Source organism: Cupriavidus sp. CuC1 (genome assembly GCF_044627735.1).
Classification (GTDB): Bacteria; Pseudomonadota; Gammaproteobacteria; order Burkholderiales; family Burkholderiaceae; genus Cupriavidus; species Cupriavidus ulmosensis.
The window spans coordinates 22,801-44,343 of sequence record NZ_JBIUHC010000027.1 but is presented as its reverse complement, the minus strand read 5'-3'; the positions used below and the strand labels follow the sequence as shown (position 1 = coordinate 44,343).

The window sequence follows — 21,543 nt, the reverse complement described above, 5'->3', positions numbered from 1 at the left end:
GGCACTGAAGTGAGTGCCTTGTTGAGGAACATCTGGCGGCGTAAGCTCTCTCAGGCCCCGACCGCGGTTCAAGCTGGCCCCAAGATTTGGGCAAAGTATCGCTTCGGCGCACCTGCCAAGCCCTTCGCCCACAACCACCACCACCACCACCAGTTGACGGTCGTCGTGCACCTGGAAACCGGTCGCAAGCTGCTCTGCGTCAATCAAGTCTTCACAACGCATGCGCCTGCACTGTCGGCCAAGGAAAGCGACGCGATGCTCGACAAACTCTACCGGCGTATCAAGAATCCGCGCCCGGCGCGATGTGCGTGACAAGCTCGCACCCTGAGGACTCCGCGGCCCAGTAGGGTGCGGCAGATTGCAATCTCGTCATTGAATAGCCATCGATCCGCTACCGTTGTCTGAATATACTGCTCTCCACGTAGACGCTAACTTGTTCATCGATCCGGATAACGCCTCTGATCACCGCAATCACAATCATGTTCACCGTTCACCGGCATCTCCAGCGCCGCTACGGGAGATTCCGCTAGCGCGGATGCGCCACAAGATGGCCGCAGTCGTGTAACTCGCAAGCGCGACCCCTTCACGGCCGGTGCGCATAGCAGTTCAAGCGCGTCGTCCATCGACAGCGTGCGATTGACTTCGCTCGGCTCATATTCAAATAGACGATAAGTACGGCATGCTCCTGGCCTTCAGGCAGAGCGCCAACCATGGGAAAGCGGCGGCTGCGCTGCCGCTGGAGCGGGTACTTTATGGACGCTCCCAGATCATCGGGACCGTAAAGAGATCGCGGGCACAATCCGCCAAGTATGCGATGGTGCGTCGCCTTAGCGAACGGCGGCTCGATCATTTCACCCCGGATGGCCTGACGTCAGTGGTCTGCAGCGTGTTCCCGCCGTCGAACGCTGCTGATGCGCATCGGCGCATGGAGTCCAACCGGAGCGTCGGCAGGATCGTTCTCACGACCTCGGGGACCTGGCATGAGTTGAGTTGCTCGCGCGTTGCTACTCCCGGCATTCTCGATGGGAATCGGCACAAAAGGGATGTTGTCGAATTTCCAGCGAACAAGCTGCGCCCCCTAACTTTCGTCACTGTCCCAGCTCTACGGCGTTTCACGTGATGCAGAAAAATTCAATTTATTGCAAACTACATTGAGGCTTGGCACCATGAACTCCAGCTCTACCCAAATCGCCATCGTCTATCACAGTGGCTACGGACATACCGCCAAACAAGCGCAGGCCGTCGCACGCGGCGCAGCCAGTGTTGATGGCGTGGAAAGCCTGCTGATCAGTGTCGACGAAATCGATCAACACTGGGACACACTGGAAAACGTGGATGGCATCATCTTTGGCGCGCCCACCTACATGGGCAGTGCATCGGCGCAGTTCAAGGGATTCATGGACGCTAGTTCGCGCCATGTCTTTGCCAAGGGCGGCAAGTGGGCCAACAAGGTGGCGGCGGGCTTCACCAATGCGGCTTCGCGTTCGGGCGACAAGCTGGTCACGTTGCAGCAGATTGCAATCTTCGCCGCCCAGCACGGCATGCACTGGGTGAACCTCGGCCTGCCGCCGGGACACAACAATTCGAAGTCGACGGAGGATTCCCTGAATCGTCATGGCTTTTTCCTGGGCGCAGCGGCCCAGTCCAACGCTGATGAAGGATCCGATGTGGTACCACCCCTCGCGGATCTGCGCACCGCAGAACACCTGGGTGCACGCGTTGCGGGAGTGGCACAGCAACTGGCCATGGGGCGTCTTGCCCTGACATCGTTGGAAAAGCGGGCCTGAAGCCCTTCACCTTCCTATCTTCTCGTTGCGGAAAGCCTGGAATTAGTCATGATCGGCTAGATTCACATACCGGGGTGGGATCGCGTGGGAATCTGATGTCAGCGAACCGATACGCCCGCGACTTCAACGGTGGCGAGTCTCCAGTATCAGCTCTCCCCCTTGCGTCTGTGACCGGCAGTGCCTCGGATCAGCGGCCAAGTGATAACGTTCCCCTTTTGCACCGATGTTCATCTCTCCGAATAGTCTTGTGAAGTAACTGAGGCAGAATGTGTGCCGGCAACAATTTTGGCATCTTCCGTCTCGGGCTCCACCCGCTTGCTGACCGCAATAGACTGCGCGAAGATGGGATGGTCCTCATACGCCGCCCCTACGACAGCGCTGTCGGACAAGTAGAACTGAGTTTGACTCCGAAACCGATTCGAAAGGACGGGGGACACCGATATCACTCACGTTGGCTGCCGCCCCAATCACGGCGAGCATATGGAACGCCGGAGAGACATGGCGCCGCCTGCCTTGATCTGATGGAAAATTGCTGCCAGGAACAGGCGGGGGAACGCCAGACATCTGTCCACCTGTGCGCTGCGCGCTACTCCACATAGACACCACATACAGAAGTGCTCGCAGTTGTTGGTCAGCAGCCGATTGTGGTTTTCGCCCAGCCGGGAGCGAGCCCGACGGACGACTTCCGCGCCTGTGTACTTTGGGGAAAGGCCCGGCTCAATCCACACTTTGTGGCCGCAGGCAAAGCGCGCTACCGGGACCTCTTCGATGGGCCCCGCGAGCAGGGCACCCGAGAGCCCTGCATAGTGCACAACCTTCCCGTCGCCCACGTAGAGGCCATGATGGGTATACCCTCTGCGCGGCGTCACGAGTTGGGCTCCTAGCGGCGGTTCCGCGCGCATCGAGAAATCACTCCATCTCACTGCGGCTCCGGTGTTCCCTTTCCATTCCAGATCTCGCCCTCCTCCAGCACCCGCAGCAAGTGGGGCTGGATATCCAGGGGCATCTCGCCGATTTCATCCAGGAACAATGTGCCGCCGCTCGCGGCCTCGATTTTCCCGGCGGCCCCCGATTTGCGCGCACCCGTGAAGGCACCATCCGCATAGCCAAAGAGCTCGCTTGCAAGCAGGTCCCGCGATAGCCCGCCGCAATTGTGAGCGCGACAAACGGGCCGTCGGCGCAGGCGCTGGCCTGATGGATTCCCTGGGCAAACAATTCCTTGCCGACACCGGTCTCGCCTAGCAGAAGCACCGGAACCTATCGCCTCGGCGAGAACTCGCCGCGCAAAGCCGACTTTCGCCTGATCGCGGCCACGCATCGCAACCTGAGGGACGAAATCGCGGAGGGGAAATTCCGCATGGACTTGTTCTATCGGATTGCCGTGACCACTGTTTCGATACCACCGCTGCGTGACCGCAAGGACGACCTGCCTGGGCTGATCGCTCACTGGTTGACCCATCTTTGCGAGCGCTACGGCCTACCCGCGACTTCGTTTGACGACGAAGCCTATGGGTGCCTTCTAACCTATGATTGGCCAGGTAATGTGCGCGAGCTGCGCAACGCGATTGAAGGCTCCCTGCTGATGGCGCAAGACGATGTGATCACCACGGACAAGCTGCCACCTGAAATCACCATCGGGTCGATCCTGAGCCGAGGTGGTGCTGGGCAGGAAGCGACGCCACCATTGAGCGCAAAAAGCTGTTCACTGGAAAAGGCCGAAGCCGAATCAATCCGGGAGGCGCTCGCCTACAACGGCGGCAATCTGACCAAAACCGCTTTCCAGTTGGGCATTGCCAAAAGTACCTTATATCAAAAGATCCGCAAATATGGGTTGCTCCAGGCTGTGAGTGAAACCCGCGGCAGACAAGGAAGTGGGTTGCTGGAGTAAGCCCAGCAGCACGTCGAGACCGTACCGTAACAGAATCCCTACGCCAAGCGCTGAAGCAAATGTGGCGCGGACGATCCCAGCAACGCGACCCCGGAGGCGGCGAGCAGGCTCAACACAATCTTGCGGAACGTTGCTTCCGAAATGCCAACATACAGACGCGCGCCCAGGAGAGTGGGAATTAGCATCGCCGGCCCGACGATGGCAAACATCGGCAGCATTTCACGTGTCACGATGCCCTTTTCCACGTAGATGGCCATCGTCACAAGCAGCAAGGCGAGATTGAAGTTCTGAATGATCGCACGCTGTTCATCCTTGTCGAATCCTCGCAACGTGCACCACAACGTAGGAATCGTGCCGGTGAAGCCCCCGATGCCACCCATGATCCCCCCGACGCCACCCACGATCCCGTCGGCTACCCTCCCACCCGCCGTGATTGTCGGCAGGTTTCGTGCCGCAAGCATTGTGGGGCACCACAGCACAAGGAACGTACCCAGGAGAGCCTTGAAGAGTTGAAGGTCGAGCGCCGGAAGAATCGCGACGCCAATAGGTATGCCCACCAGGCCGCCGATCAAGAAAGGCAACAGCCTGCCCAGCTTCAATCCTCGGCGCATGGTTACCGCGGCGATGATCTGCCCCGTCAACGCCCCAAAGACAGCCATTGCCGCGGCCAGTTTAGGATCCAGCGACCAGGCCCAGAACGACATTGCAGTGAGTCCAAAGGCGAAGCCCGAGAGGCCTTGAACGAAGCCCGCAACAATGGCTCCAATTGCCACAACCAAGATCACTGCATCCATGCGTAAAGGCCTATTCTTAATGGGGAGTCATCTGAGAATGCGCGGTCAATCGATATCTTCAAGCCGTCCCGTAAATTCGACAAGACAGCCAAAGCCGCCATGGAACAGAGCCTGGGTTGGTCGCCAGGACGAAATGACCCGATACGCAGACACGCCACCGACAGGCGATATTGTCCGCATAGAGGCGACCAAGCGCTTCGCCAAAGCCTTTGGACACGCCATAGCAGCTGCAGGCTGCTGGGTCACGGAGCGCGCCTGTAAAGAGCCAAAGTCCTCCTTCGCGGCGTCGGCGCGCCGTGGAGATGAGACCGGTGCATATGTAGCCACTGTAGTCGACCATGTCATCTCCGTGGTTAAATGCCTGGAAATCTATTGTTAAGCTGAACTGAATGATCCGCATCGAGGACTTGCAGCTTGTCTCCGCGTTGGCACGAGCGCCATCGGTCAGCGCCGCAGCGCGGCGCTCGACGTTACCTCGCCAGCGCTGTCTATGCGCCTACGCAACTTTGAGACAAGGCTCGGACTTGCGCTTGCCACGCGTACCGCTCATCCGCTCAGCCTGACCCCGGAAGGCGAGCGCTTCGCACACGAAGCTGAGCTGCTGCTACAGCAGTTGGAGTCGCTGCCTGAGACCTTCCAGCGCGACGACCAGCCGTTGACACGCACGGGGTGCCGCAGGTGCCCCGCGATTTGCTGGCGCATGCACGCATCTGCATCCGCGAAAACGATGAGGGATGGCCACCGGCGAGCTGAGCTCGAACCGCTCGCACGCGGTGATGCCGGCCTCACGCAGGTACCGGTCGGCCTGCTTGTATCCATATATCTTCTTTGGATTAAAGAAAGACTTGCATGGTTTATCTTTGCTCCGGCGTGACCCACACTTCCGCATACGCTCCCCTAACGGCTCTGGTGCAAATCGTGGGGGCCGGTGGGTGATGCTCGGGCTTTTGGCTAGCGCGAGCCCGCAATGAGTACGCTGAGAGACATCGACTGGTTGTTCAACGGGTGGCACTTCGACCGCGAAGTCATCGTCCTGTGCGTGTGTTGGTACATGCGTTACAAGATCAGCCTTAACAGGCGATCAAAAGGCAAGAGCTCGCTCCAAAGACCATTACGCTGGACGGTTACGTGGCGTCCAAGTCTATCAATTTGCCGTCTGAGCGAGCTCGCGCCCGCTCGGCTGATCATTAGGAATTTCATCATGAAGATTGGATTTGTAGGACTTGGCTCGATGGGTGCCGCGATTGCGATTAACCTGATCGAGTCCGGGCATGACGTACATGTCTTCAATCGCAATCCCGCCCGCGCCGAACCTCTGCGTGCGGCAGGTGCGAGCATCGCGACAAGTCCTGCGCAGGCGGCGATGTCGGCCGACGTCGTGTTCACGATGGTGTCCGACGACGCCGCGCACGTAGCGGTCACCTTCGGCGAGGCAGGTATCGCCACAACGCTGAAACCGGGCGCGTTGCACATCTCGATGAGTACCATCAGTGTGGCAACCGCACAGGACCACGCAGCGAAGTACCGCGGAGCCGGTCTTGGCTTCGTGTCGGCACCGGTGTTTGGCCGGCCCGATGCAGCGGCGGCGCGCAGGCTGTTCATTATGGCCGCTGGTGCGGATGAGCACCTCAAGGTTGCCGTGCCGCTTCTTGAGCTGCTTGGGCAGTCGGTCGGCATTGTCGGCGAGGATCCCTCTCAGGCCAACCTGGTCAAGCTCATCGGTAATTTCATGCTGTCCGTGATTATCGAAACATTGGGCGAGGCATGTGCGGTTGCGGGCAAGGCGGGCCTTGACCCTATGCGCCTCGTTGAGTTGCTGACGAGCGCAAATTTCAATGCGCCGCCGTACAAGATCTATGGCCCGCTGATTGCATCGCAACGATTCCAGCCGCCTGGCTTCTCGTTGCCGCTTGGCCAGAAGGACAACCGCCTGATGCTCGCGGCCGCTGAGGCGCTTGGCGTTCCCCTACCGCTTGCGAGCCTTGTCCATGACCGATTCCTGAGCTTACGCTCACAAGGTATCGGCGCTGAGCATGACTGGTCCGCGATTGCGCTTTGTGCCTTGACCGACGCGGGCTTGAGCAAACAACTCTACGGCGGCTGAGCGTAGTCGATATGAGGCGGCTTGCCTGGGAAACCATGGTTCTTTCTAAGGTGCCGTCCCGGCTTGTGGTGCAATTCAGCAGGGGGCGGGAAGCCGCCCGTTTCTGGAGCCGAGCTTGTAACGCAGCTACCCACGCACGCAAAGGACTAAAACTTCGCGATCAAGGTGGCGCCCATTGAACAGCCTGCCGATGTCTTTGCGTTTACCCATAGGCTCGCGCTCTCCAAAGTATCAGACTGACACTTCCGAATTGCACCACACCCCCTGCAGCCACGAACAATGAAGGATCATTGATGACACACTTTGCTTTCACGCCCGGATCCGTCGCCGTTATCACGGGTGGTGCTGCCGGCATTGGGCTCGCCGCTGCCAAGCAGTTCGCGCAGCGCGGACTTCGCGTCTGCATCGCAGACCTCGGCGCGAGCCGACTCGCTCGCGCTGCCCAAGAGGTCGCCGTTCTTGCGGCCAACGGAACAGCCGACGTGATGGCGTTCGAGACGGACGTCAGCCGCCTCGAAGACCTGCGTCGGCTCGAAGCTGCAGTCCAGGATCGTTTCGGCGGCACAGATGTACTCGTGAACAACGCCGGCATTCAGCCTGGCAGCGGCCTGTTCGGGCCGGCCGCGAACTGGGAACGGGTGCTTGACATCAACCTGTGGGGCGTCATCCGCGGCACGCAGACCTTTGTGCCTGGAATGATCGCGCGCGGACGCCCGGGTCTGGTCATTAACACCGGCTCGAAACAGGGCATCACCACGCCGCCTGGCGACCCGGCCTATAACGTCTCCAAAGCTGGCCTGAAGGCCTTTACCGAGGCGCTGCAGCACGAGCTGCGCAATACGCCGAACTGCCGGATCAGCGCTCATTTGCTGATTCCGGGTTTTGTTTTCACGGATCTTGCTGCCCGAGGTCGTACCGAGAAGCCGGCCGGTGCCTGGACGCCAGAGCAAACCGTCGATTTCATGATGGACCGGTTGGGGGCCGGTGACTTCTACATTCTCTGTCCCGACAACGATGTGCCGCGTTCGCTCGACGAGCGACGCATCCTCTGGGCTGCAAGAGATATTGTCGAGAACCGGCCGCCGCTTTCGCGCTGGCATCCGGATTACGCGAAGGCATTCGAGGTCTTCAGCCAGAAGACAGACTGATGATCGATTGCGCTGTACGTCGAATCCGACGACGGCGAGCTATGTGTCGATTCCGTGTCGGCCGCGCAAACACGCAGGACATTGCTGCCCGCTGCGGTCGACGGCTACTCGGCGCTATGGGACAAGCCGATCAATGGAGCCGGCGCCTGGGAGACAAATCCCTGGGGATGGGTGGTGGAGTTCGGGAGGCCCAACGAATGACACTATTCGTTTCTGAGATCCATCCCAAGGCCACCAGCCAACTCACAGTCAATGACACCGGCTGCATATGCGAAAAGCCATGCTTCCGCTTCCTCGGCCGTCTTGGGGGGCTGAATCCAGTCCGGCGTAAATCGAACCCCGACACTCTGATCCTGACCGGAAATCTGCACCCGGCCATAGTGTTCACCAGCATTGACGCCATCTGGCATGACAAGCCTGACCTTGAACCCTTTGTACGACTGTTCTCTTTCGCGCATGCGAATCTCCAAGAATGTGAAACGAGCCTAGCAACCAGCATCACGCGTGAAGTTGAGCCGAGTCAAGTCACATCAATACCAGTTTGTGGACGCGGCAGCACAACGGTTCATCGAATTGACCCGCCGAGACTGGCGGATTGGAGAATGAGGTGAGAACGTATCTCACGGTGAATGAACTTGCAGAACTAGTTGGCTGCCAGCCTCGTAGCCACACGTGCATGAAGCGCTGGCTTAAGAGGCGTCCCTGGGTTGCCAAGCGCCGGTTTCTGGTTGGGCCATCGGTCGAGTCGGTTCAAGAGCCTTCGGACGTGGGAGCGCCTGTAGTAGTGCCCCCAGCCCCGCAGGATGGGATTGAGACGTTCGATCAGTTTGCGTGCCAGGGTCGTCGACCACACCGGGTCGTCGAGGCGCTCGCGCTTGCATGCCCCATCATGTTGCCTTTTCGCCTTCTGAACCGCGTCGGCAGCCGGAATAACACAACGATCGCGGCTCCATGTCTGGCCCGAACATTCCCCTACCGACGCTTCGCAGACCACCTCACGGCGGTCTGCGCACGGCTCGGGGCCGATGTGGTTCGCTCTTCCTTCATCGTAGTGGACTTGCACCACCTACTCCCTGCCGGCCTCCCGGCGCACTCAGAATTTGTGTCGTAGCCCGGCCATGACGCCCAGGCGGCTGCCGTAGCCGTAGAACGGCGTGACGAAACTAGCCTGGCCGCCCAGCGTGCGCCAGGCCCCCGAAAGGGTGGTGTAGTCGCTCTCCACGTACACATCCGTGCGCTTGCTGAAGGCATAGTCGAGCATAACCGAGCCGGTGAAGCGGTTGCCAGAGTCGCCGCTATGCTTGAGCCGATCGTAAGTACCCAGCGCAATCGCAGACCACGCCGAGTTGAACACGTACTTTACCCCGACGTAGACGGCCTGGTTGCGATAGTCGGCAGTGATGAACTTGCTGCTGGTGTAGCCCAGGTAGAGCGTGGCGGGCCCCGCGTTGTAAGTGCCGCCCAGCGTTCCCACCTTCTGGTTGCTGTTAGGCACGGTCACCCCATAGTAGCTGCTGGTGTCGCGCATGATCTGGTAGCCAGCGCCGACCATAAAGGGGCCAGCGGCATAGCTCAGGCTACCCCCCGTCGAGGACGATCTGGCGATGCTGCCGGCGACTTCGCCAAGGGCATGTTGGGCTGCGATGCTGAATCCGCCGAAGATGCCGGTGTATTTCACCATATTGTCCTGGCGGACGCCGCCGGTGTAATTGCCGCCCTGAAACCCGACGATGGAAAGATTGGCCAGCGCCATCGCGTCATAGCTCGCCATGACTTCATGGATCACGGTGAACTGGCGGCCCAGTGTAACGGTGCCGAAATCGCCCTGAAGCCCGACGAACGCCCTTCGGCCGAACAGCCGGTTACCTTGCAGGCTCTGGCCGGAGTCCGGAGCGAAACCCGATTCCAGCACGAAGATCGCCTGGTAGTTCTTGCCAAGCTCCTCCTTGCCGAGCAAGCCCCAGCGGCTGCCGGTCAGTACACCGTCGCTCATCTGCAGCTTGGAGTTGCCGGCGGCGTTCTCATTGGTACTGTAGCGGATGCTGGTATCCACCAGGCCATACAGCGTAAGGCTCGACTGCGCCAGCACCGGTGTCGCCGCTGCTCCCAGGAACAACAGCGTGGTAGCTTTCTTCATCATTCACTTCTCCATCCTCGGCCGAAAAATCGTTGTCGTTATCGTGGTCTTTCATTCATAGACGGTCTTGCATCCATGCCTGCCGCATGTCGCACGAATGCAGAGCGCAAGCGCCTCCCTGCCGGCTCATTCGATGAGGGCGAGATGGGCAATTCACGTGGGAATCAGATCGTCTTTGGTACCGCGCTGCCGCGCGATCTCAGTCGGACAATGGGGAGCGTTGCGCTATCCGCGGCGCGGCGGGAATGGGAGCTATTGCCATGGACGGCAAGCCCGTCGACGGCAGACGCGTTCTGATAGTTCCATTTGTGTCTCCGGATATCGACAGACTGCTCGGTAAAGCGAGCGCTGCAGCTTTTTTGTGTGCCGCTAGTCTGCGAGATTGACGGGTGACGAACAATTGAAAATAACTGATGCGTGTATTCCTTGCGGTTATCTCGCTAGCGCCTTTGCACGCGCCGCCGGAATCGGTGCTCGCGTTGGCTGGCGTTCCCATTGCGCATCGGGCAGCGTAGTTGGATGCCAATGATGCCGCCTGCGGCAGCCTGCGCATGACGTGGATACGCCGCGGACTAGCCGCGCAACGTCACCGACTTGGCTTGAACAACGTTGGTGGGGCAGCGTACGTGCCGTGGGGTAAGCCGGAATCGATCACTTGCCGCCGCCGGCCGGTTTGGCATGGAGCAGTTCCAGGAAATACAGCGCTGCAAGACTCGGCGGCCGGTCCTGGCGAACGATGCTGCCATAGGTAGCCAGCTTCTGGCGGATCGGATACGCCACGATCTTTAACACGTGATGCTGGGCGTCGCGTCGAGCCACAGTCGCGGGAATGACACCGATCATCTCCGAGCGCCGGATCAGGTTGATGGTGGTGAGTATCGAGCCTGTCTCCACCAGCCCACGCGGCAAGGCCGTGTGGTGGTCGCGAAATTCGCGCTCGATGACCTCGCGCATGGGGCTGAGGCAGGGTTGCAGGATCCACGGGTAGGCCTGCAGCGCGGCGAAGTCCACCCGCTGCTTGCCGGCCAGGGGGTGATGGTTGCCGACGACCACGGAGAGGCCCTCGTCATCGATGGCTCGGAACGTGCAATTTCGTGCTTCATCTCCCACCACCCGCCCGATCACGACCTCCAGCACGCCTTCATGCAACTGTGCAAGCAGGCGATCGCTGGTGTCTACCGCGATCTCGATCGCGAGCAGCGGGAACTTCGCCTTGAGCCCTACCAGCGCCTCGGTCAGCCGCCCGGGCGACGCCGCCATGATGCTGCCCACCGCGAACCGCCCCGCGCTGCCGAGCCGCAACTCACCCAGATCGCGATTGAGTGCTTCCATGCTGCCGCGAATGCCCCGGAAGTAGCCCGTCACTCGCTCGCCTGCCGGATTGAGCAGCAGGCCTCGGCCCACGCGTTCGAAGAGACGCTGCCCCAGCGCATCTTCGAGTTCATGGAGCATTTTCGTTGCCGCAGGCTGTGTGAGCCCAAGCTCGTCGGCCGCCGCTCTAAGCGTCTTGCGCTCCTCGATGGCCAGCATCAGCGCGATCTGCCGCATGCGTAGCCGATTGAGCAGCAGCGGGGTTGAATCCTGCTTGTCGATGGAACCCAATCCAATCACTCCTGGTTATAGATCGATCAAGTTCTTTCAATATACCGAGATCAATCGCCCGCCTACTATACGGTCAACCGGCGCGGCGTACAAACCAAAAAATCAAACTGGAGACAACTCATGAAAGCGGTGATCGGCACGACGATCGCCGTCGTGCTTTTGCTCGCGGCGTCCATCGTATCGGCGCGAGACTGGCCGACGCGACCCGTCCGGATCCTGGTGGGATCCGCCCCCGGTGGCATGGCGGATTCAGTCGCGCACGCCATCGCGGATCAGTTGGGCCCCATGCTCAAGCAGCCTGTATTCGTCGAGAACAAGCCGGGTCGCTGGAACACGCTGGCTGCCGAGGCGACTGCCAAGTCGACCAACGGCCACACGCTGGAGTTGGGCATCGGAGCCGCCCACACGATCGTCCCTCACCTGCTGCCTCTCGGCTACAACGGCAACCGCGATTTGGTGCCGGTGGTCTTTGTGGGCGATATCCCTAATGTGCTGGTAGTAAGCAACGGGTTGCATATTGATTCGCTACAGAAACTGATCGAGCTGGCCAGACAGCGCCCTGACCAGCTTGGCTACGCCAGCAGCGGCTCGGGTAGCGTCCAGCACATCGCGGCGGAAATCCTTCAGGATGTGAAGGGCCTAAGTATCAGGCAGAGCCCCTGCCGCGGCAGCGGCACGGCTTTGTCCGGCCTGGCTGAAGGGCAGGTTCAGATGCGTTTCGACACCATGCCAGCCGTGCTTGAGCAGATCAGGAATGGAACGATTCGGGCACTTGCTGTCACGGCAAGCCAGCGCAGCTCGCTATTGCCGGATGTACCGACGGTGGCAGAGGCTGGTGCCCCTGATCTCGAGATAAGCGCCTGGTATGGAATCTACATGCCTGCCAGCACACCGAAGTCGGTGCAGGACACGGTGCACGACACGATCAGCACTGTGCTGAAAACACCGGAACTGATCGGCCGGCTCCGCGCCATTGGCGCCGAAATCACTCCGATGACCCAACTGCAGTTTATGGCCTTCCACGCCGCGCGATACCAGCGCTACGGCAACATCATTCGCAAGAATCACACCCGACTGGACTGACCCCATGATGTCTTCTACCAAACCCGTGGTCGCGCTCACGCTGGGCGATCCCGCCGGCATCGGCCCCGAACTGATAGCCAAGCTGCTGGCCAAGCCGGCAGCGGCGGCCATGGCCAATATTGTCCTGGTCGGCGATCGCTGGCTGTGGGCCGACGGACAGCGCACCGCCGGCGCCGAGGTGGCAACGGACGAAGTGGCTTCGCTTGCCGACGTCCGGGACAGGCCCGACACGGCGCGGCCCGCTTTCCTCGCGGTCCAGAGCATCGCAGCCGCCGACGTGCAGCGCAGCCGGGCCGGAGCGCCGGGCGGCCGGTCGGTGCTGCAGGTACTGGACCAGTGCATGGACGCGACGCTCGCCGGCGACATCGACGCGATTTGCTTCGCGCCGCTCAACAAGCAGGCCATGAAGCTCGGGGGCCTGCGCCATGAGGACGAGCTGCATCACTTCGCCGAGCACCTTGGCGTGACCGGCTACTTCTGCGAATTCAATACGCTCGGCGATCTGTGGACCTCCAGAATCTCGTCCCACGTACCGCAGAAGGACGTTGCCGGCCACCTCAGCGTGGAGCGCATCGAACAGGCTGCCGAACTGGTGTATCGCTCGCTACTGGCCAATGGCGTGACAGCGCCGAAGGTGGCGGTGGCGGCCTTCAATCCCCACGGCGGAGATGGCGGCGTGTGCGGCCGCGAGGAGATCGACATCATCGAGCCGGCGGTACGCGCGCTGCAGGCCCGCGCCTGGCCAAGCGACTGTCCCTTCCACGGGCCCTTCCCGGCCGACACCATCTTCCTGAAGGCACTGGCCGGGGAGTATCAGGCCATCGTCACCATGTACCACGACCAGGGCCAGATCGCGATCAAGCTGCTGGGCTTCTCGCGCGGCGTGACGGTGCAGGGTGGCCTGCCGATCCCCATCACCACGCCGGCCCACGGCACCGCCTACGACATCGCAGGCCAAGGCAAAGCCAACGTGGAAGCAACGTGGCAGGCCTTCCAGATCGCTTGCCGCATGGGCGCCGCGCATTATCAGCGGGCAGGCACTCTCGCATGAACCATTCCAACTCCGGAGACCCAATGACATCCCCCCTCAAAGCCGTACTGGTAGAGAAATTCGGCAATAGCTTCAGCGGCTATCAACTGGACACTGGTGCGCTGGCCTTCCGCGCGCAGCTGCCGGCATACCCCCACGAATTTGTCGTGGATTCTCGCGGCGCGTTCGCCTACGTCGGCCACTATGGCGTGCAGACCTTTGCCCACGAGGGTCTGGGCGGGCACGAGGTCTTCGTGGTGGATATCGCGCGCGGCGAGCATGTCGCCTCGCTGGATTGCGCCCCCTATCACCGTATCCACGGCCTGCAGATCGACCGGCAGGATCGTGTCTATGCGCTGAGCGAACATGACAACATGCTCCTGGTCTTCGATCAGCCCCAGGAAAGCCGGGTGCCGGCGCGCACTGTGCCGGTAGGCGGCGTGAAGAGCCACCTGTTCGTCGTGCGCCGCGACGGTGAAAAGGCCTATGTGACCAACCTGCAGTCGCACAACGTCACGCTGGTGCATCCGCACGATCCTTCACAGACGCCGGTGGCGGCAAGCGTCGGCGGGCGGCCCGAGGGCTGCTGCCTGAACCACGACGAATCCATCCTCTACGTGGCGAGCCGGGATGACGCCACCCTGTCGATGCTGGACGCGTCCAGCATGCAGCTGCTGGCGACCGTTCCCACCGGCGAGGACCCGACCCGCATCTACCTGTCGCGCGACAACCGGCTGTTCGTCACGAACTACGGCGAACGCAGCATCGGCATCTACGACCCCGAGACCCTGGCCGAGCTGCATCGCGTGCCGACCGAGCACAAGCCCATCGCACTGGCATTCCATCCGACGGAGTCCTTCGCCTATATCCCGCTGAACGATAACAGCGTCGCGAGGCTGGATCTGAAGACGTTGGTGCTTTCACACGCGTTCCCGACCGGCAAGGAGCCCGACGGCCTGGTAGTGCTGGGCGGCTAGACGGCACCGCCGAGGCGGCAACAGGCCACAACACAAAGAGAAAACAGGCGCCGCGTCGGGACTCCCGAACGGGCGCCATCGTGGAGACAACATGACAACCCTCAATTCAAGCGAGCCGGCGAACCTGGCCGCGTCGGCCTCCGTGGCCGCGATTCCGCGCAAGCGCTGGCTACGCATCATCCCGCCCATCCTGCTGGCCTGCATCATCTCCTACATGGACCGCGTCAACATCGCCTTCGCCATGCCCGGGGGCATGAGCGCCGGGCTCGGCATGACCGCTAGCATGGCAGGCCTGGCGGGCGGCATCTTCTTCGTCGGCTACCTGTTCTTGCAGATTCCCGGCGGCCGGCTCGCGGCGCTAGGCAGCGGCAAGAAATTCATCGCGTGGTCGCTGGTGGCATGGGCCGTGATCTCGGTGCTGACCGGCCTGGTCACCGAGGTCTGGCAGCTCCTCACGCTGCGCTTCCTGCTCGGCGTGGCCGAGGGTGGCATGCTGCCCGTGGTGCTCACCATGGTCAGCAACTGGTTTCCGGACCAGGAGCGCGGACGGGCCAACGCCATGGTCATCATGTTCGTCCCGCTCGCCGGCATGATCACCGCCCCGCTGTCCGGCGCGATCCTGGCAACGATGGACTGGCGCTACCTGTTCTTCACGACGGGCGCGCTGTCGCTACTGTTCCTGTTCGTCTGGATCCCGTTTGCCAGTGACAGCCCGGAGAAGGCGAAGTGGCTGTCGCCCGGGGAAAAGGACTACATCCTTTCCTCGCTGAGGGCCGAACGCAACGCGGCGCGCGAGAAGGCGGTAGTTTCGGCATCCTTCGGCGCGGTGCTGCGCGACCCCACCATCTGGCGCCTGATCGCGCTCAACTTCTTCTACCAGGCCGGCATCTATGGCTACACGCTGTGGTTGCCCACCATCCTGAAGAACCTAACGCACGGCGGCATGGGGCAGGTCGGCATGCTGGCCATCCTGCCCTATATCGGGACCATGGCCGGCATGTGGGCGACCTCCTACCTCTCCGACCGCACAGGCATGCGCCGGCACTTCGTAACCGGTCCGCTGCTGGGCTTCGCACTATGCCTGTTCCTGTCCGTACATTTTCAATCGTCCGTCGCACTGTCCTACCTGTTTCTGATCGGCAGCGGCTTCTTCCTGCAGGCCGCCGCTGGCGTCTTCTGGACCATCCCGCCCAAGCTGTGCAGCGCGGAGGTGGCCGGCGGTGCCCGCGGGCTGATCAATGCCCTGGGCAACCTTGGCGGGTTCTGCGGACCCTACGCGGTGGGGGTGCTGATCCAGCGCTACGACGGTGGCGTTGGGGTCTACTGCCTGGCCGGGGCGCTGGTGCTGGCCGCCGTGATCTCGAGCACGTTGCCCGCTCGTTGCGAGCGCTGAAGAGAGACCCGCCATGACGACGGCATCTACGTCCTCCCACCCGGCACGCCCCGACGACGAGCCAGTACCGATCGTCGACGCGCACCACCACCTGTGGGACCTGTCGCAAGGCCACTACCCGTGGCTGCAGGAGGACTACGACCCACAACGCTTCTTCCTCGGAGACTACCGGGCACTGTGCCGGGACTTCCTGCCGGTTGACTATCGGGTTGCGGCCCGGGGGGTTCGCGTGGTTGCGACTGTCCATGTCGAGGCCGAGCGTTGCCGCGACGAGCAGGTGGCCGAGACGGCCTGGCTGCACGAGCTTAATGAGAAGCACGGCCTGCCGCGTGCGGTCGTGGCGCACGCCTGGTTCGATCGTCCGGACACCGAGGAACGTCTGCTGCAGCACCTGCAATACCCGCTGGTACGCGGCATTCGCAGCAAGCCCGTGACGGCGCCGTCGCCCGCGCACAGCGTGCGCGGGCAGCCCGGCACCATGCAGGACGAAGCGTGGCTGCGGGGATTCTCCCTGCTCGAGCGGTACGGGCTGAGCTGGGACCTGCGCGTGCCCGCCTGGCACCTGGCGGATGCCGCGGAGGTGGCGCGAGCGTTTCCCGGTGTGCCGATCGTACTCAATCACCACGGTTTCGCCTGGGACCGCAGCGAGGACGGATTGCGCCGTTGGCGTGCATCGATGGCAGTGCTCGCGCGGGAATCCAACGTGCACGTAAAACTCTCGGAGTTCGGACTGCGCGACCAGGCCTGGGATTGGCACGCCAACGCCGCCATCGTGCGCGACACCGTCGCCGTCTTCGGCTGGCAGCGCTGCATGTTCGCGAGTAACTTTCCGGTGGCCGGGCTACGGATCAGTTACGGTGATCTGGTGCACGGGGTCCTGCGCATGCTGGACGGACTCATGCCGTCCGAGCGACATGCCGTGATGTGCGGGAACGCTTTGAAGTTCTACCGCATTGATCCCTCTTCCCTTCCCTACTCCATCCATGATGAGGTGAGCAACTGATGGCTCCCGTCATCGCCTATGACTCGCGGGCGTCCGCCTTGGCAAGGCCGGTGCAGAGCTGGAGCGCCTGGCCTCGGGGGGCGAATGGAGCGCGGGCCGGTCTGGATGCATGAGGATGGCAGCGTGCCGTGGAGCGACATCCGCGGCAACTGATGCGGTCAATCGAACTGTATCCCTTCAACCGTATGCGCTCAAGCGTGATCTGTTGCGCCCATCGTTCTATCGCAAGCAGCTTGCTGCGCGGTTCGACGCGTGGCGCATTTTCACTGGCATCACCCGCCTGCCGATACTGCGGCCCGTGATCGTCAACGTGACAACGCCTGCGGTACTCCACTCACTTCGTCCCAACTATTATGCAAGTTGCAGTGGCGGTGGCAACTAGCCTGCCATCCTGCAGCAGTTCCCCACTGACGTTGCACACTTCCTTGCCCCGGCGAACCAGGCCGGCACGCCCAAGCAGAGGACCGGTTCGCGCTGGGCGCAGGAACGAGACATTGAGGTTCAGCGTGGCGCAAAATTCATGTTCGGCCAGCGTGGCCGTAACCAGGAAGGCCGTCGCATCGTCCAGCATCGCACTAAGCATGCCGCCCTGCACTTGCCCGGCCGGGTTCAGAAAAGCGGCGGTCGCCACATACTCCGATTCGAGCGTCCCTGCGCTGAGATCCACTGCGACAATCCTTCCGCCCAGCGTGGTCGAAATCGGCGGTGGCGCAATGGCGCCACGCTGCAGTCTGGCGAAATAGCTATCCAGCGACATCGTCATGAAATCCTCCCGGCTCTCGCCATCAGCATCCCCTAAACCGCGGCGCGCGCTTTTGCTGCCATGCCAGCGCGCCTTCACGCAAATCATCCGACGCGTCGGCCTGTGCGATATCGCGGGCTATCTCGTCAGCGTCCAGCCTGCCCGCGGCAATCTGGTTGAGATGCTTCTTCATGCCCAGCAGCGCGAGCGGCGCCATGCCCGCGAGCGTGCCACTCAGTTCCACGACCATCTGTTCCAGTGCTTCGGCTGATGAAGCCAACCGGTCCAGGAAGCCACAGGCCAGCATCTCCTGCGCATTGAACTTGTCTGCCATGAGCAGCAGCCGCTTGGCTGTCGGCAAGCCCAGCCTCGACACATAACGCTCCAGTCCGCTACGGTAGAACAGCAACCCCAATCGCGCCGCCGGCACAAACATCTCGCAGGCGGGCATCCCGATGCGAAAGTCGCAGGCCAACGCCAGGTCCGTGGCGCCCCCGTACACGCCGCCGTTCAGCACGGCGATGGTGACGGGCCGCGCCTGCTCCAGCGCGTTGGCCAGTGCCTCGAAGCGTGCGCCGGCGTCGCCCGCGGCCACATTGCCGATATTAAAGCCGCTGCAAAAATGCCGGCCCACTGCGCCAAAGCGCAGCACGCGCACCTCACGGCGGGCATCGATGGCTGCCAGGTGCGCGCGCAGCAAGTCAAGATCTTCAAGCTCAAGCCGGTTTGCTACCGCCGGACGCCGCAGCGTGATGGTGGCCACATGGCCGTCGATGACAAGCTCGGGCGCCTGGCCAGTGACAGTTGTGCTCATGCGGCCTCAGTGAAAGCCATAGATCTGCATGGTGGACTCGCCCGCCTCGACGCGCGCAAGGATTGCCGCCTCGTCGGCTTCGCGCCGCCGGGCTTTTTCCACTACCTCGGCGGCCCGGCCGCGCGGCAGCACAACGACACCGTCGCCATCGCCAACCACCAGGTCGCCCGCCGCGATCCGGCAATCGCCAATCAACAACGGCTCATTGAGCCAACCGATCGCGCCGTAGTCCTTGCCGGTGCCGCGAATGCACAAGCCGCGCGCAAAGACCGGGAATCCGATCTGCTCGAGCAGCACGCCATCGCGCACGCACGCGTCGATCACCAGGCCTGCCAGGCCGCGCACCTTGGCGGCGGTGGTCATGATCTCGCCCCAGTAGCCATGTTCGTAGACGCCGCTGGCGTGGACCACCAGCACGTCGCCGGGCCGGGCGAGGTCGAGCGCCCGGTGCAGCCAGAGGTTATCGCCCCCGGGAGAATGCACCGTCAGCGCCGGGCCACACAGGCGGAACTCAGGCGCGACCGGCTTGATGGCCGAAGGCAGCGCGCCGATCTTTCCGCCCGCCTCGTGCAGGGTCGCGGTCGGCAGCGCGCGCGCCGCCTCGACCACGTCAGGCGCCACGCGTGTGAACTCGCGGCGGGTGGTACTTTCAGCGTCATGCTCTTTCATGCTCATGCCTCCCTGGTCTGCAACTGGTGATAGCGGAACTGCCGGCGCGCTTCATCGAGCCGCATGCCGCCGCGCACCGCTTCGCGGATCGCGTTCTCCGCTCGTTCCACCGCTTCCGCTGTGTCAAGCACCCTGGCTTCGTGTTCCTTTGGGATCACCACCACGCCGTCGGCGTCGCCGCGCACGATGTCGCCGGGCTGCACCCGCGCGTCGCCGATGTTGACCGGGATATTGACGGCTTCGACCTGCACCCGGTCCTTCCCGGTACGCATCCAGTGGTCTTTACTGAACACCGGGTAGCCCAGCTCCGTGCACAGGGCGACGTCGCGGCACACGCCGTCGATCACGGTGCCGGCGATGCCGCGGCGATGCGCGATCTCGGTCAGGATGTCGCCCCATACGGTGGCATTGTCCCGCCCGCCGTTGTCGAGCACGAGCACGTGTCCGGGGGGCACGTCGTCGATATAGTCGCCCACCGTACCCGGCGGATTGGATGCCGGACCGTACAAGAGCGTGTACGCGCGGCCAGCCATGCGGAAGCTGCCGCTGCGTGGCTTGATCCGGTAGCACTGGCCCACAATGCCCAGCTTGTCGAGGGCGTCGCTCAGGGTTGCGGTATCGAGCTTGCCGGCGCGTTCGACGTTGATATCCTTGGTATCGCTCATTCTCTCAATCCGTAAGCATGTGTTCGTAGTTTCCCCCCATCACCTCACTGATCGGGGTTCCCGCAAGAATCGCCTTGGCCATCCTGGCTTCCTTAGCAACGATGGACTCCGCGGCCTCGAGCACGCGCTCGATGTCGCGTGCGGCGATAAAGATCACCGCGCTACGATCGGCCAGCACGTAATCACCTGCCTTCACCTTGACCGCGCCGATCTGCACCGGCACGTTGGTTCCCTTTTCGACCACACGACCGCGAGCAGTGAATGCGGTGAGGCTGCGGCTAAAGATGGGGAAGTCGTAGGCCAGGGCTTCGTCTATGTCGCGCACCGGGCCGTCGGCCACCACACCCGCGACGCCTCTCGCCTTCGCGCCCAGCGACAGCAGCCCACCCCAGCTACCAGCCTCGATGCCGCTCTGCTGTTCGACCACGATGATGTGGTCCGGCCCCGCCTCCTCGATGGCCGTGCATCCCAGGTGACGGGGCGGGCCAGGTGGCGGCTCTCCGGTGCCGAGCCTGACGGTGACGGCCCGGCCCGCGATGCGGCCGGCGCCGGAGCGCTGCGGCAGCCCGGTAACCGCGCCGGGCAGTTGCAGCTTATCCAGCGCATCGGAAACTGCGCAGCAATCGAGCCGGCGCAGGCGTTGTACGTTGGTGTCTGTCATAGCGGTGTCCTGTAGTGAATAAGATAGCGGCATCACGGCAAGGTGCGCCAGGCGGCGAAGCACAGGCCGGTTCCGGTCAGTGCCGGGCTGCGGTAGCCGGGCGTGTAGGACACCCATTCGAGGTCCAGCTCCTTGACCGCTTCGACGACGATCAGCCAATTGCGGATTTCCGAGCTGCCGGCCTGCAGCTGCCTCGGGTCCAGCGAAGCGAGATAGTCGATGTTCTTCTCGCTGATCGCTTTGATGATTGACTCGTCGAGCGCCTCGTCGACGACAAAGTGGCTCAGACCGCCGGAAGCCAGCACGCCGACGCGCAAGTCTTCCGGGTAGGCGGCGATGACCTCGCGCAGGGCGGCCCCAAGCTGCACACAGCGGCGCGGCGTAGGCTGGTTGGGCGGATCGAACGTGTTGACGATCACCGGAACGATCGGCAGGCTGGTGTCCTGCAGATAGCGCCGGTGGATAAACGAGAAGGCGTGGCCCTCGAACTGCCCGCGTTCCAGTCCGTCCATGGCCGCGATGTCGAAGTTGCGATCGCACAGCTCGCGGATCATCCAGCGTCCCATTTCGCCATGCACCGGGTAGTCACGGTCGGCCTCGGGTTCCTGGCGTGCCATGCGCGCCTTCTTGTACCAGCCGTCCGAGGTCCCCAGTTCGCTGCGGGCGTTGCGAATCGTCTCTCCGTAGTAGATGGCGAAGGCCGGGTTGTTGGTCGTGCGGAACAGCTCGGTCTGGTCGTCACCGACCACAAGCAGCACGTCCAGCCTGGCCGCCTGGATGCGCTCGCGCAGTTCATCCATGGCTGCTTCGACGCGGTCGTAACGCTCGCCCATCCGGTCGGGCGTTACCATCGCATCGGCCTCGGCGGGCGCGTTGGCGAGCAACGTCTCATACGTGGTGGGATTGCCAGCGCGATCGTAGTAATGCGGGTTCTTGGGATCGATCTGGCGGAAACCGTGTTGCCAGTCTTCGCGTTGGGAGACCAGCATGATGCTGTGCGACGAGCCGAATGCGGCAACGAGTCTTGCCATTGCTATGTCCTTGGA

The 21,543-nt window shown here is 62.4% G+C and carries 23 protein-coding genes and 2 pseudogenes; 12 read left to right on the top strand and 13 right to left on the bottom strand.

What is annotated here, in order from left to right; translation table 11 throughout:
* The first annotated feature begins 18 nt into the window (after nucleotides 1-18).
* From ACGLHR_RS14335 to ACGLHR_RS14325, 3 genes are all read left to right on the top strand, one after another.
* Nucleotides 19-312 carry a hypothetical protein gene (locus ACGLHR_RS14335; protein WP_400094620.1) on the top strand — a complete coding sequence of 98 codons (294 nt, stop codon included), beginning with the start codon at nucleotides 19-21 and terminating at the stop codon, nucleotides 310-312.
* 367 nt (nucleotides 313-679) lie between these two features.
* Nucleotides 680-1,120 carry a hypothetical protein gene (locus ACGLHR_RS14330; RefSeq protein WP_400094618.1) on the top strand — a complete coding sequence of 147 codons (441 nt, stop codon included), beginning with the start codon at nucleotides 680-682 and terminating at the stop codon, nucleotides 1,118-1,120.
* Between the two features lie 46 nt (nucleotides 1,121-1,166).
* A complete protein-coding gene (locus tag ACGLHR_RS14325) occupies nucleotides 1,167-1,787 on the top strand; it encodes a flavodoxin family protein (protein ID WP_400094662.1) in 621 nt (206 codons plus the stop codon).
* 467 nt (nucleotides 1,788-2,254) lie between these two features.
* Here ACGLHR_RS14325 and ACGLHR_RS14320 read toward each other — a convergent pair whose 3' ends face one another.
* A complete protein-coding gene (locus tag ACGLHR_RS14320; protein WP_400094617.1) occupies nucleotides 2,255-2,689 on the bottom strand; it encodes a lecithin retinol acyltransferase family protein in 435 nt (144 codons plus the stop codon).
* A 50-nt stretch (nucleotides 2,690-2,739) separates the two neighbouring features.
* Nucleotides 2,740-3,044, bottom strand: a pseudogene (locus tag ACGLHR_RS14315) (sigma 54-interacting transcriptional regulator); the annotation flags it as partial.
* On the opposite strand from ACGLHR_RS14315, the gene ACGLHR_RS14310 reads away from it, so the two are divergent.
* Nucleotides 3,007-3,675 (top strand): sigma 54-interacting transcriptional regulator, encoded by a 669-nt coding sequence (locus ACGLHR_RS14310; RefSeq protein ID WP_400094615.1) that lies wholly within the window; start codon nucleotides 3,007-3,009, stop codon nucleotides 3,673-3,675. The pseudogene ACGLHR_RS14315 and the gene ACGLHR_RS14310 overlap by 38 nt on opposite strands.
* A 38-nt stretch (nucleotides 3,676-3,713) precedes the next feature.
* Here ACGLHR_RS14310 and ACGLHR_RS14305 read toward each other — a convergent pair whose 3' ends face one another.
* Nucleotides 3,714-4,469 (bottom strand): sulfite exporter TauE/SafE family protein, encoded by a 756-nt coding sequence (locus ACGLHR_RS14305; RefSeq protein ID WP_400094614.1) that lies wholly within the window; start codon nucleotides 4,467-4,469, stop codon nucleotides 3,714-3,716.
* 389 nt (nucleotides 4,470-4,858) lie between these two features.
* Here ACGLHR_RS14305 and ACGLHR_RS14300 point away from each other — a divergent pair.
* From ACGLHR_RS14300 to ACGLHR_RS14290, 3 genes and pseudogenes are all read left to right on the top strand, one after another.
* Nucleotides 4,859-5,136: pseudogene (locus ACGLHR_RS14300) on the top strand (LysR family transcriptional regulator); the annotation flags it as partial.
* Between the two features lie 534 nt (nucleotides 5,137-5,670).
* Nucleotides 5,671-6,573, top strand: a complete 903-nt coding sequence (locus ACGLHR_RS14295; protein ID WP_400094612.1) for an NAD(P)-dependent oxidoreductase — start codon at nucleotides 5,671-5,673, stop codon at nucleotides 6,571-6,573.
* A gap of 293 nt (nucleotides 6,574-6,866) precedes the next feature.
* On the top strand, nucleotides 6,867-7,721 hold the full coding sequence (locus tag ACGLHR_RS14290; RefSeq protein ID WP_400094611.1) for an SDR family NAD(P)-dependent oxidoreductase: 855 nt from the start codon (nucleotides 6,867-6,869) through the stop codon (nucleotides 7,719-7,721).
* A gap of 203 nt (nucleotides 7,722-7,924) precedes the next feature.
* Here the strand turns inward: ACGLHR_RS14290 and ACGLHR_RS14285 are convergent, their stop codons facing one another.
* From ACGLHR_RS14285 to ACGLHR_RS14270, 4 genes are all read right to left on the bottom strand, one after another.
* Nucleotides 7,925-8,179, bottom strand: coding sequence for a hypothetical protein (locus ACGLHR_RS14285; RefSeq protein ID WP_400094609.1), 255 nt, complete (start codon nucleotides 8,177-8,179; stop codon nucleotides 7,925-7,927).
* Between the two features lie 185 nt (nucleotides 8,180-8,364).
* Entirely contained in the window at nucleotides 8,365-8,574 is a 210-nt protein-coding gene (locus tag ACGLHR_RS14280) for a group II intron maturase-specific domain-containing protein (protein ID WP_400094660.1), read from the bottom strand.
* Between the two features lie 240 nt (nucleotides 8,575-8,814).
* The gene (locus tag ACGLHR_RS14275) at nucleotides 8,815-9,861 is read right to left on the bottom strand and encodes a porin (protein WP_400094608.1); all 1,047 of its coding nucleotides are present in this window, start codon (nucleotides 9,859-9,861) and stop codon (nucleotides 8,815-8,817) included.
* Nucleotides 9,862-10,509: 648 nt separating this feature from the next.
* A complete protein-coding gene (locus ACGLHR_RS14270) occupies nucleotides 10,510-11,460 on the bottom strand; it encodes a LysR family transcriptional regulator (RefSeq protein WP_400094607.1) in 951 nt (316 codons plus the stop codon).
* A 120-nt stretch (nucleotides 11,461-11,580) separates the two neighbouring features.
* On the opposite strand from ACGLHR_RS14270, the gene ACGLHR_RS14265 reads away from it, so the two are divergent.
* From ACGLHR_RS14265 to ACGLHR_RS14245, 5 genes are all read left to right on the top strand, one after another.
* Nucleotides 11,581-12,543, top strand: coding sequence for a Bug family tripartite tricarboxylate transporter substrate binding protein (locus ACGLHR_RS14265; RefSeq protein ID WP_400094605.1), 963 nt, complete (start codon nucleotides 11,581-11,583; stop codon nucleotides 12,541-12,543).
* Between the two features lie 4 nt (nucleotides 12,544-12,547).
* Nucleotides 12,548-13,594, top strand: a complete 1,047-nt coding sequence (locus ACGLHR_RS14260; protein WP_400094603.1) for a 4-hydroxythreonine-4-phosphate dehydrogenase PdxA — start codon at nucleotides 12,548-12,550, stop codon at nucleotides 13,592-13,594.
* A gap of 23 nt (nucleotides 13,595-13,617) precedes the next feature.
* Entirely contained in the window at nucleotides 13,618-14,550 is a 933-nt protein-coding gene (locus ACGLHR_RS14255; RefSeq protein WP_400094602.1) for a YncE family protein, read from the top strand.
* Nucleotides 14,551-14,641: 91 nt separating this feature from the next.
* Nucleotides 14,642-15,943, top strand: a complete 1,302-nt coding sequence (locus tag ACGLHR_RS14250) for an MFS transporter (protein WP_400094600.1) — start codon at nucleotides 14,642-14,644, stop codon at nucleotides 15,941-15,943.
* Nucleotides 15,944-15,956: 13 nt separating this feature from the next.
* Nucleotides 15,957-16,946, top strand: a complete 990-nt coding sequence (locus tag ACGLHR_RS14245) for an amidohydrolase family protein (RefSeq protein WP_400094599.1) — start codon at nucleotides 15,957-15,959, stop codon at nucleotides 16,944-16,946.
* A gap of 334 nt (nucleotides 16,947-17,280) precedes the next feature.
* Here the strand turns inward: ACGLHR_RS14245 and ACGLHR_RS14240 are convergent, their stop codons facing one another.
* From ACGLHR_RS14240 to ACGLHR_RS14215, 6 genes are read right to left on the bottom strand one after another with little or no spacing between them, the layout of a single operon-like run.
* Nucleotides 17,281-17,787, bottom strand: a complete 507-nt coding sequence (locus ACGLHR_RS14240) for a PaaI family thioesterase (RefSeq protein WP_400094597.1) — start codon at nucleotides 17,785-17,787, stop codon at nucleotides 17,281-17,283.
* Nucleotides 17,732-18,502: an enoyl-CoA hydratase/isomerase family protein gene (locus ACGLHR_RS14235; protein WP_400094595.1), complete on the bottom strand. Its 771-nt coding sequence runs from the start codon at nucleotides 18,500-18,502 to the stop codon at nucleotides 17,732-17,734. The genes ACGLHR_RS14240 and ACGLHR_RS14235 overlap by 56 nt, the downstream gene beginning before the upstream one ends.
* A gap of 6 nt (nucleotides 18,503-18,508) precedes the next feature.
* Nucleotides 18,509-19,171 carry a 4-carboxy-4-hydroxy-2-oxoadipate aldolase/oxaloacetate decarboxylase gene (locus ACGLHR_RS14230; protein ID WP_400094594.1) on the bottom strand — a complete coding sequence of 221 codons (663 nt, stop codon included), beginning with the start codon at nucleotides 19,169-19,171 and terminating at the stop codon, nucleotides 18,509-18,511.
* Between the two features lie 2 nt (nucleotides 19,172-19,173).
* Entirely contained in the window at nucleotides 19,174-19,836 is a 663-nt protein-coding gene (locus tag ACGLHR_RS14225) for an RraA family protein (protein WP_318233801.1), read from the bottom strand.
* A gap of 4 nt (nucleotides 19,837-19,840) precedes the next feature.
* A complete protein-coding gene (locus ACGLHR_RS14220) occupies nucleotides 19,841-20,497 on the bottom strand; it encodes an RraA family protein (protein WP_400094592.1) in 657 nt (218 codons plus the stop codon).
* Nucleotides 20,498-20,529: 32 nt separating this feature from the next.
* Entirely contained in the window at nucleotides 20,530-21,528 is a 999-nt protein-coding gene (locus tag ACGLHR_RS14215; RefSeq protein ID WP_400094591.1) for a protocatechuate 3,4-dioxygenase, read from the bottom strand.
* Between the last annotated feature and the right edge of the window lie 15 nt (nucleotides 21,529-21,543).

Excerpts from the sequence above, each read along its gene's own strand:
- ACGLHR_RS14325 (WP_400094662.1), top strand. The coding sequence starts at position 1,167 with ATGAACTCCAGCTCTACCCAAATCGCCATCGTCTATCACAGTGGCTAC.
- ACGLHR_RS14230 (WP_400094594.1), bottom strand. The coding sequence starts at position 19,171 with ATGAAAGAGCATGACGCTGAAAGTACCACCCGCCGCGAGTTCACACGC.
- ACGLHR_RS14305 (WP_400094614.1), bottom strand. The coding sequence starts at position 4,469 with ATGGATGCAGTGATCTTGGTTGTGGCAATTGGAGCCATTGTTGCGGGC.
- ACGLHR_RS14275 (WP_400094608.1), bottom strand. The coding sequence starts at position 9,861 with ATGATGAAGAAAGCTACCACGCTGTTGTTCCTGGGAGCAGCGGCGACA.
- ACGLHR_RS14295 (WP_400094612.1), top strand. The coding sequence starts at position 5,671 with ATGAAGATTGGATTTGTAGGACTTGGCTCGATGGGTGCCGCGATTGCG.
- ACGLHR_RS14260 (WP_400094603.1), top strand. The coding sequence starts at position 12,548 with ATGATGTCTTCTACCAAACCCGTGGTCGCGCTCACGCTGGGCGATCCC.
- ACGLHR_RS14245 (WP_400094599.1), top strand. The coding sequence starts at position 15,957 with ATGACGACGGCATCTACGTCCTCCCACCCGGCACGCCCCGACGACGAG.
- ACGLHR_RS14225 (WP_318233801.1), bottom strand. The coding sequence starts at position 19,836 with ATGAGCGATACCAAGGATATCAACGTCGAACGCGCCGGCAAGCTCGAT.
- ACGLHR_RS14290 (WP_400094611.1), top strand. The coding sequence starts at position 6,867 with ATGACACACTTTGCTTTCACGCCCGGATCCGTCGCCGTTATCACGGGT.
- ACGLHR_RS14215 (WP_400094591.1), bottom strand. The coding sequence starts at position 21,528 with ATGGCAAGACTCGTTGCCGCATTCGGCTCGTCGCACAGCATCATGCTG.
- ACGLHR_RS14220 (WP_400094592.1), bottom strand. The coding sequence starts at position 20,497 with ATGACAGACACCAACGTACAACGCCTGCGCCGGCTCGATTGCTGCGCA.
- ACGLHR_RS14235 (WP_400094595.1), bottom strand. The coding sequence starts at position 18,502 with ATGAGCACAACTGTCACTGGCCAGGCGCCCGAGCTTGTCATCGACGGC.
- ACGLHR_RS14320 (WP_400094617.1), bottom strand. The coding sequence starts at position 2,689 with ATGCGCGCGGAACCGCCGCTAGGAGCCCAACTCGTGACGCCGCGCAGA.
- ACGLHR_RS14330 (WP_400094618.1), top strand. The coding sequence starts at position 680 with ATGCTCCTGGCCTTCAGGCAGAGCGCCAACCATGGGAAAGCGGCGGCT.
- ACGLHR_RS14285 (WP_400094609.1), bottom strand. The coding sequence starts at position 8,179 with ATGCGCGAAAGAGAACAGTCGTACAAAGGGTTCAAGGTCAGGCTTGTC.
- ACGLHR_RS14265 (WP_400094605.1), top strand. The coding sequence starts at position 11,581 with ATGAAAGCGGTGATCGGCACGACGATCGCCGTCGTGCTTTTGCTCGCG.
- ACGLHR_RS14250 (WP_400094600.1), top strand. The coding sequence starts at position 14,642 with ATGACAACCCTCAATTCAAGCGAGCCGGCGAACCTGGCCGCGTCGGCC.
- ACGLHR_RS14255 (WP_400094602.1), top strand. The coding sequence starts at position 13,618 with ATGACATCCCCCCTCAAAGCCGTACTGGTAGAGAAATTCGGCAATAGC.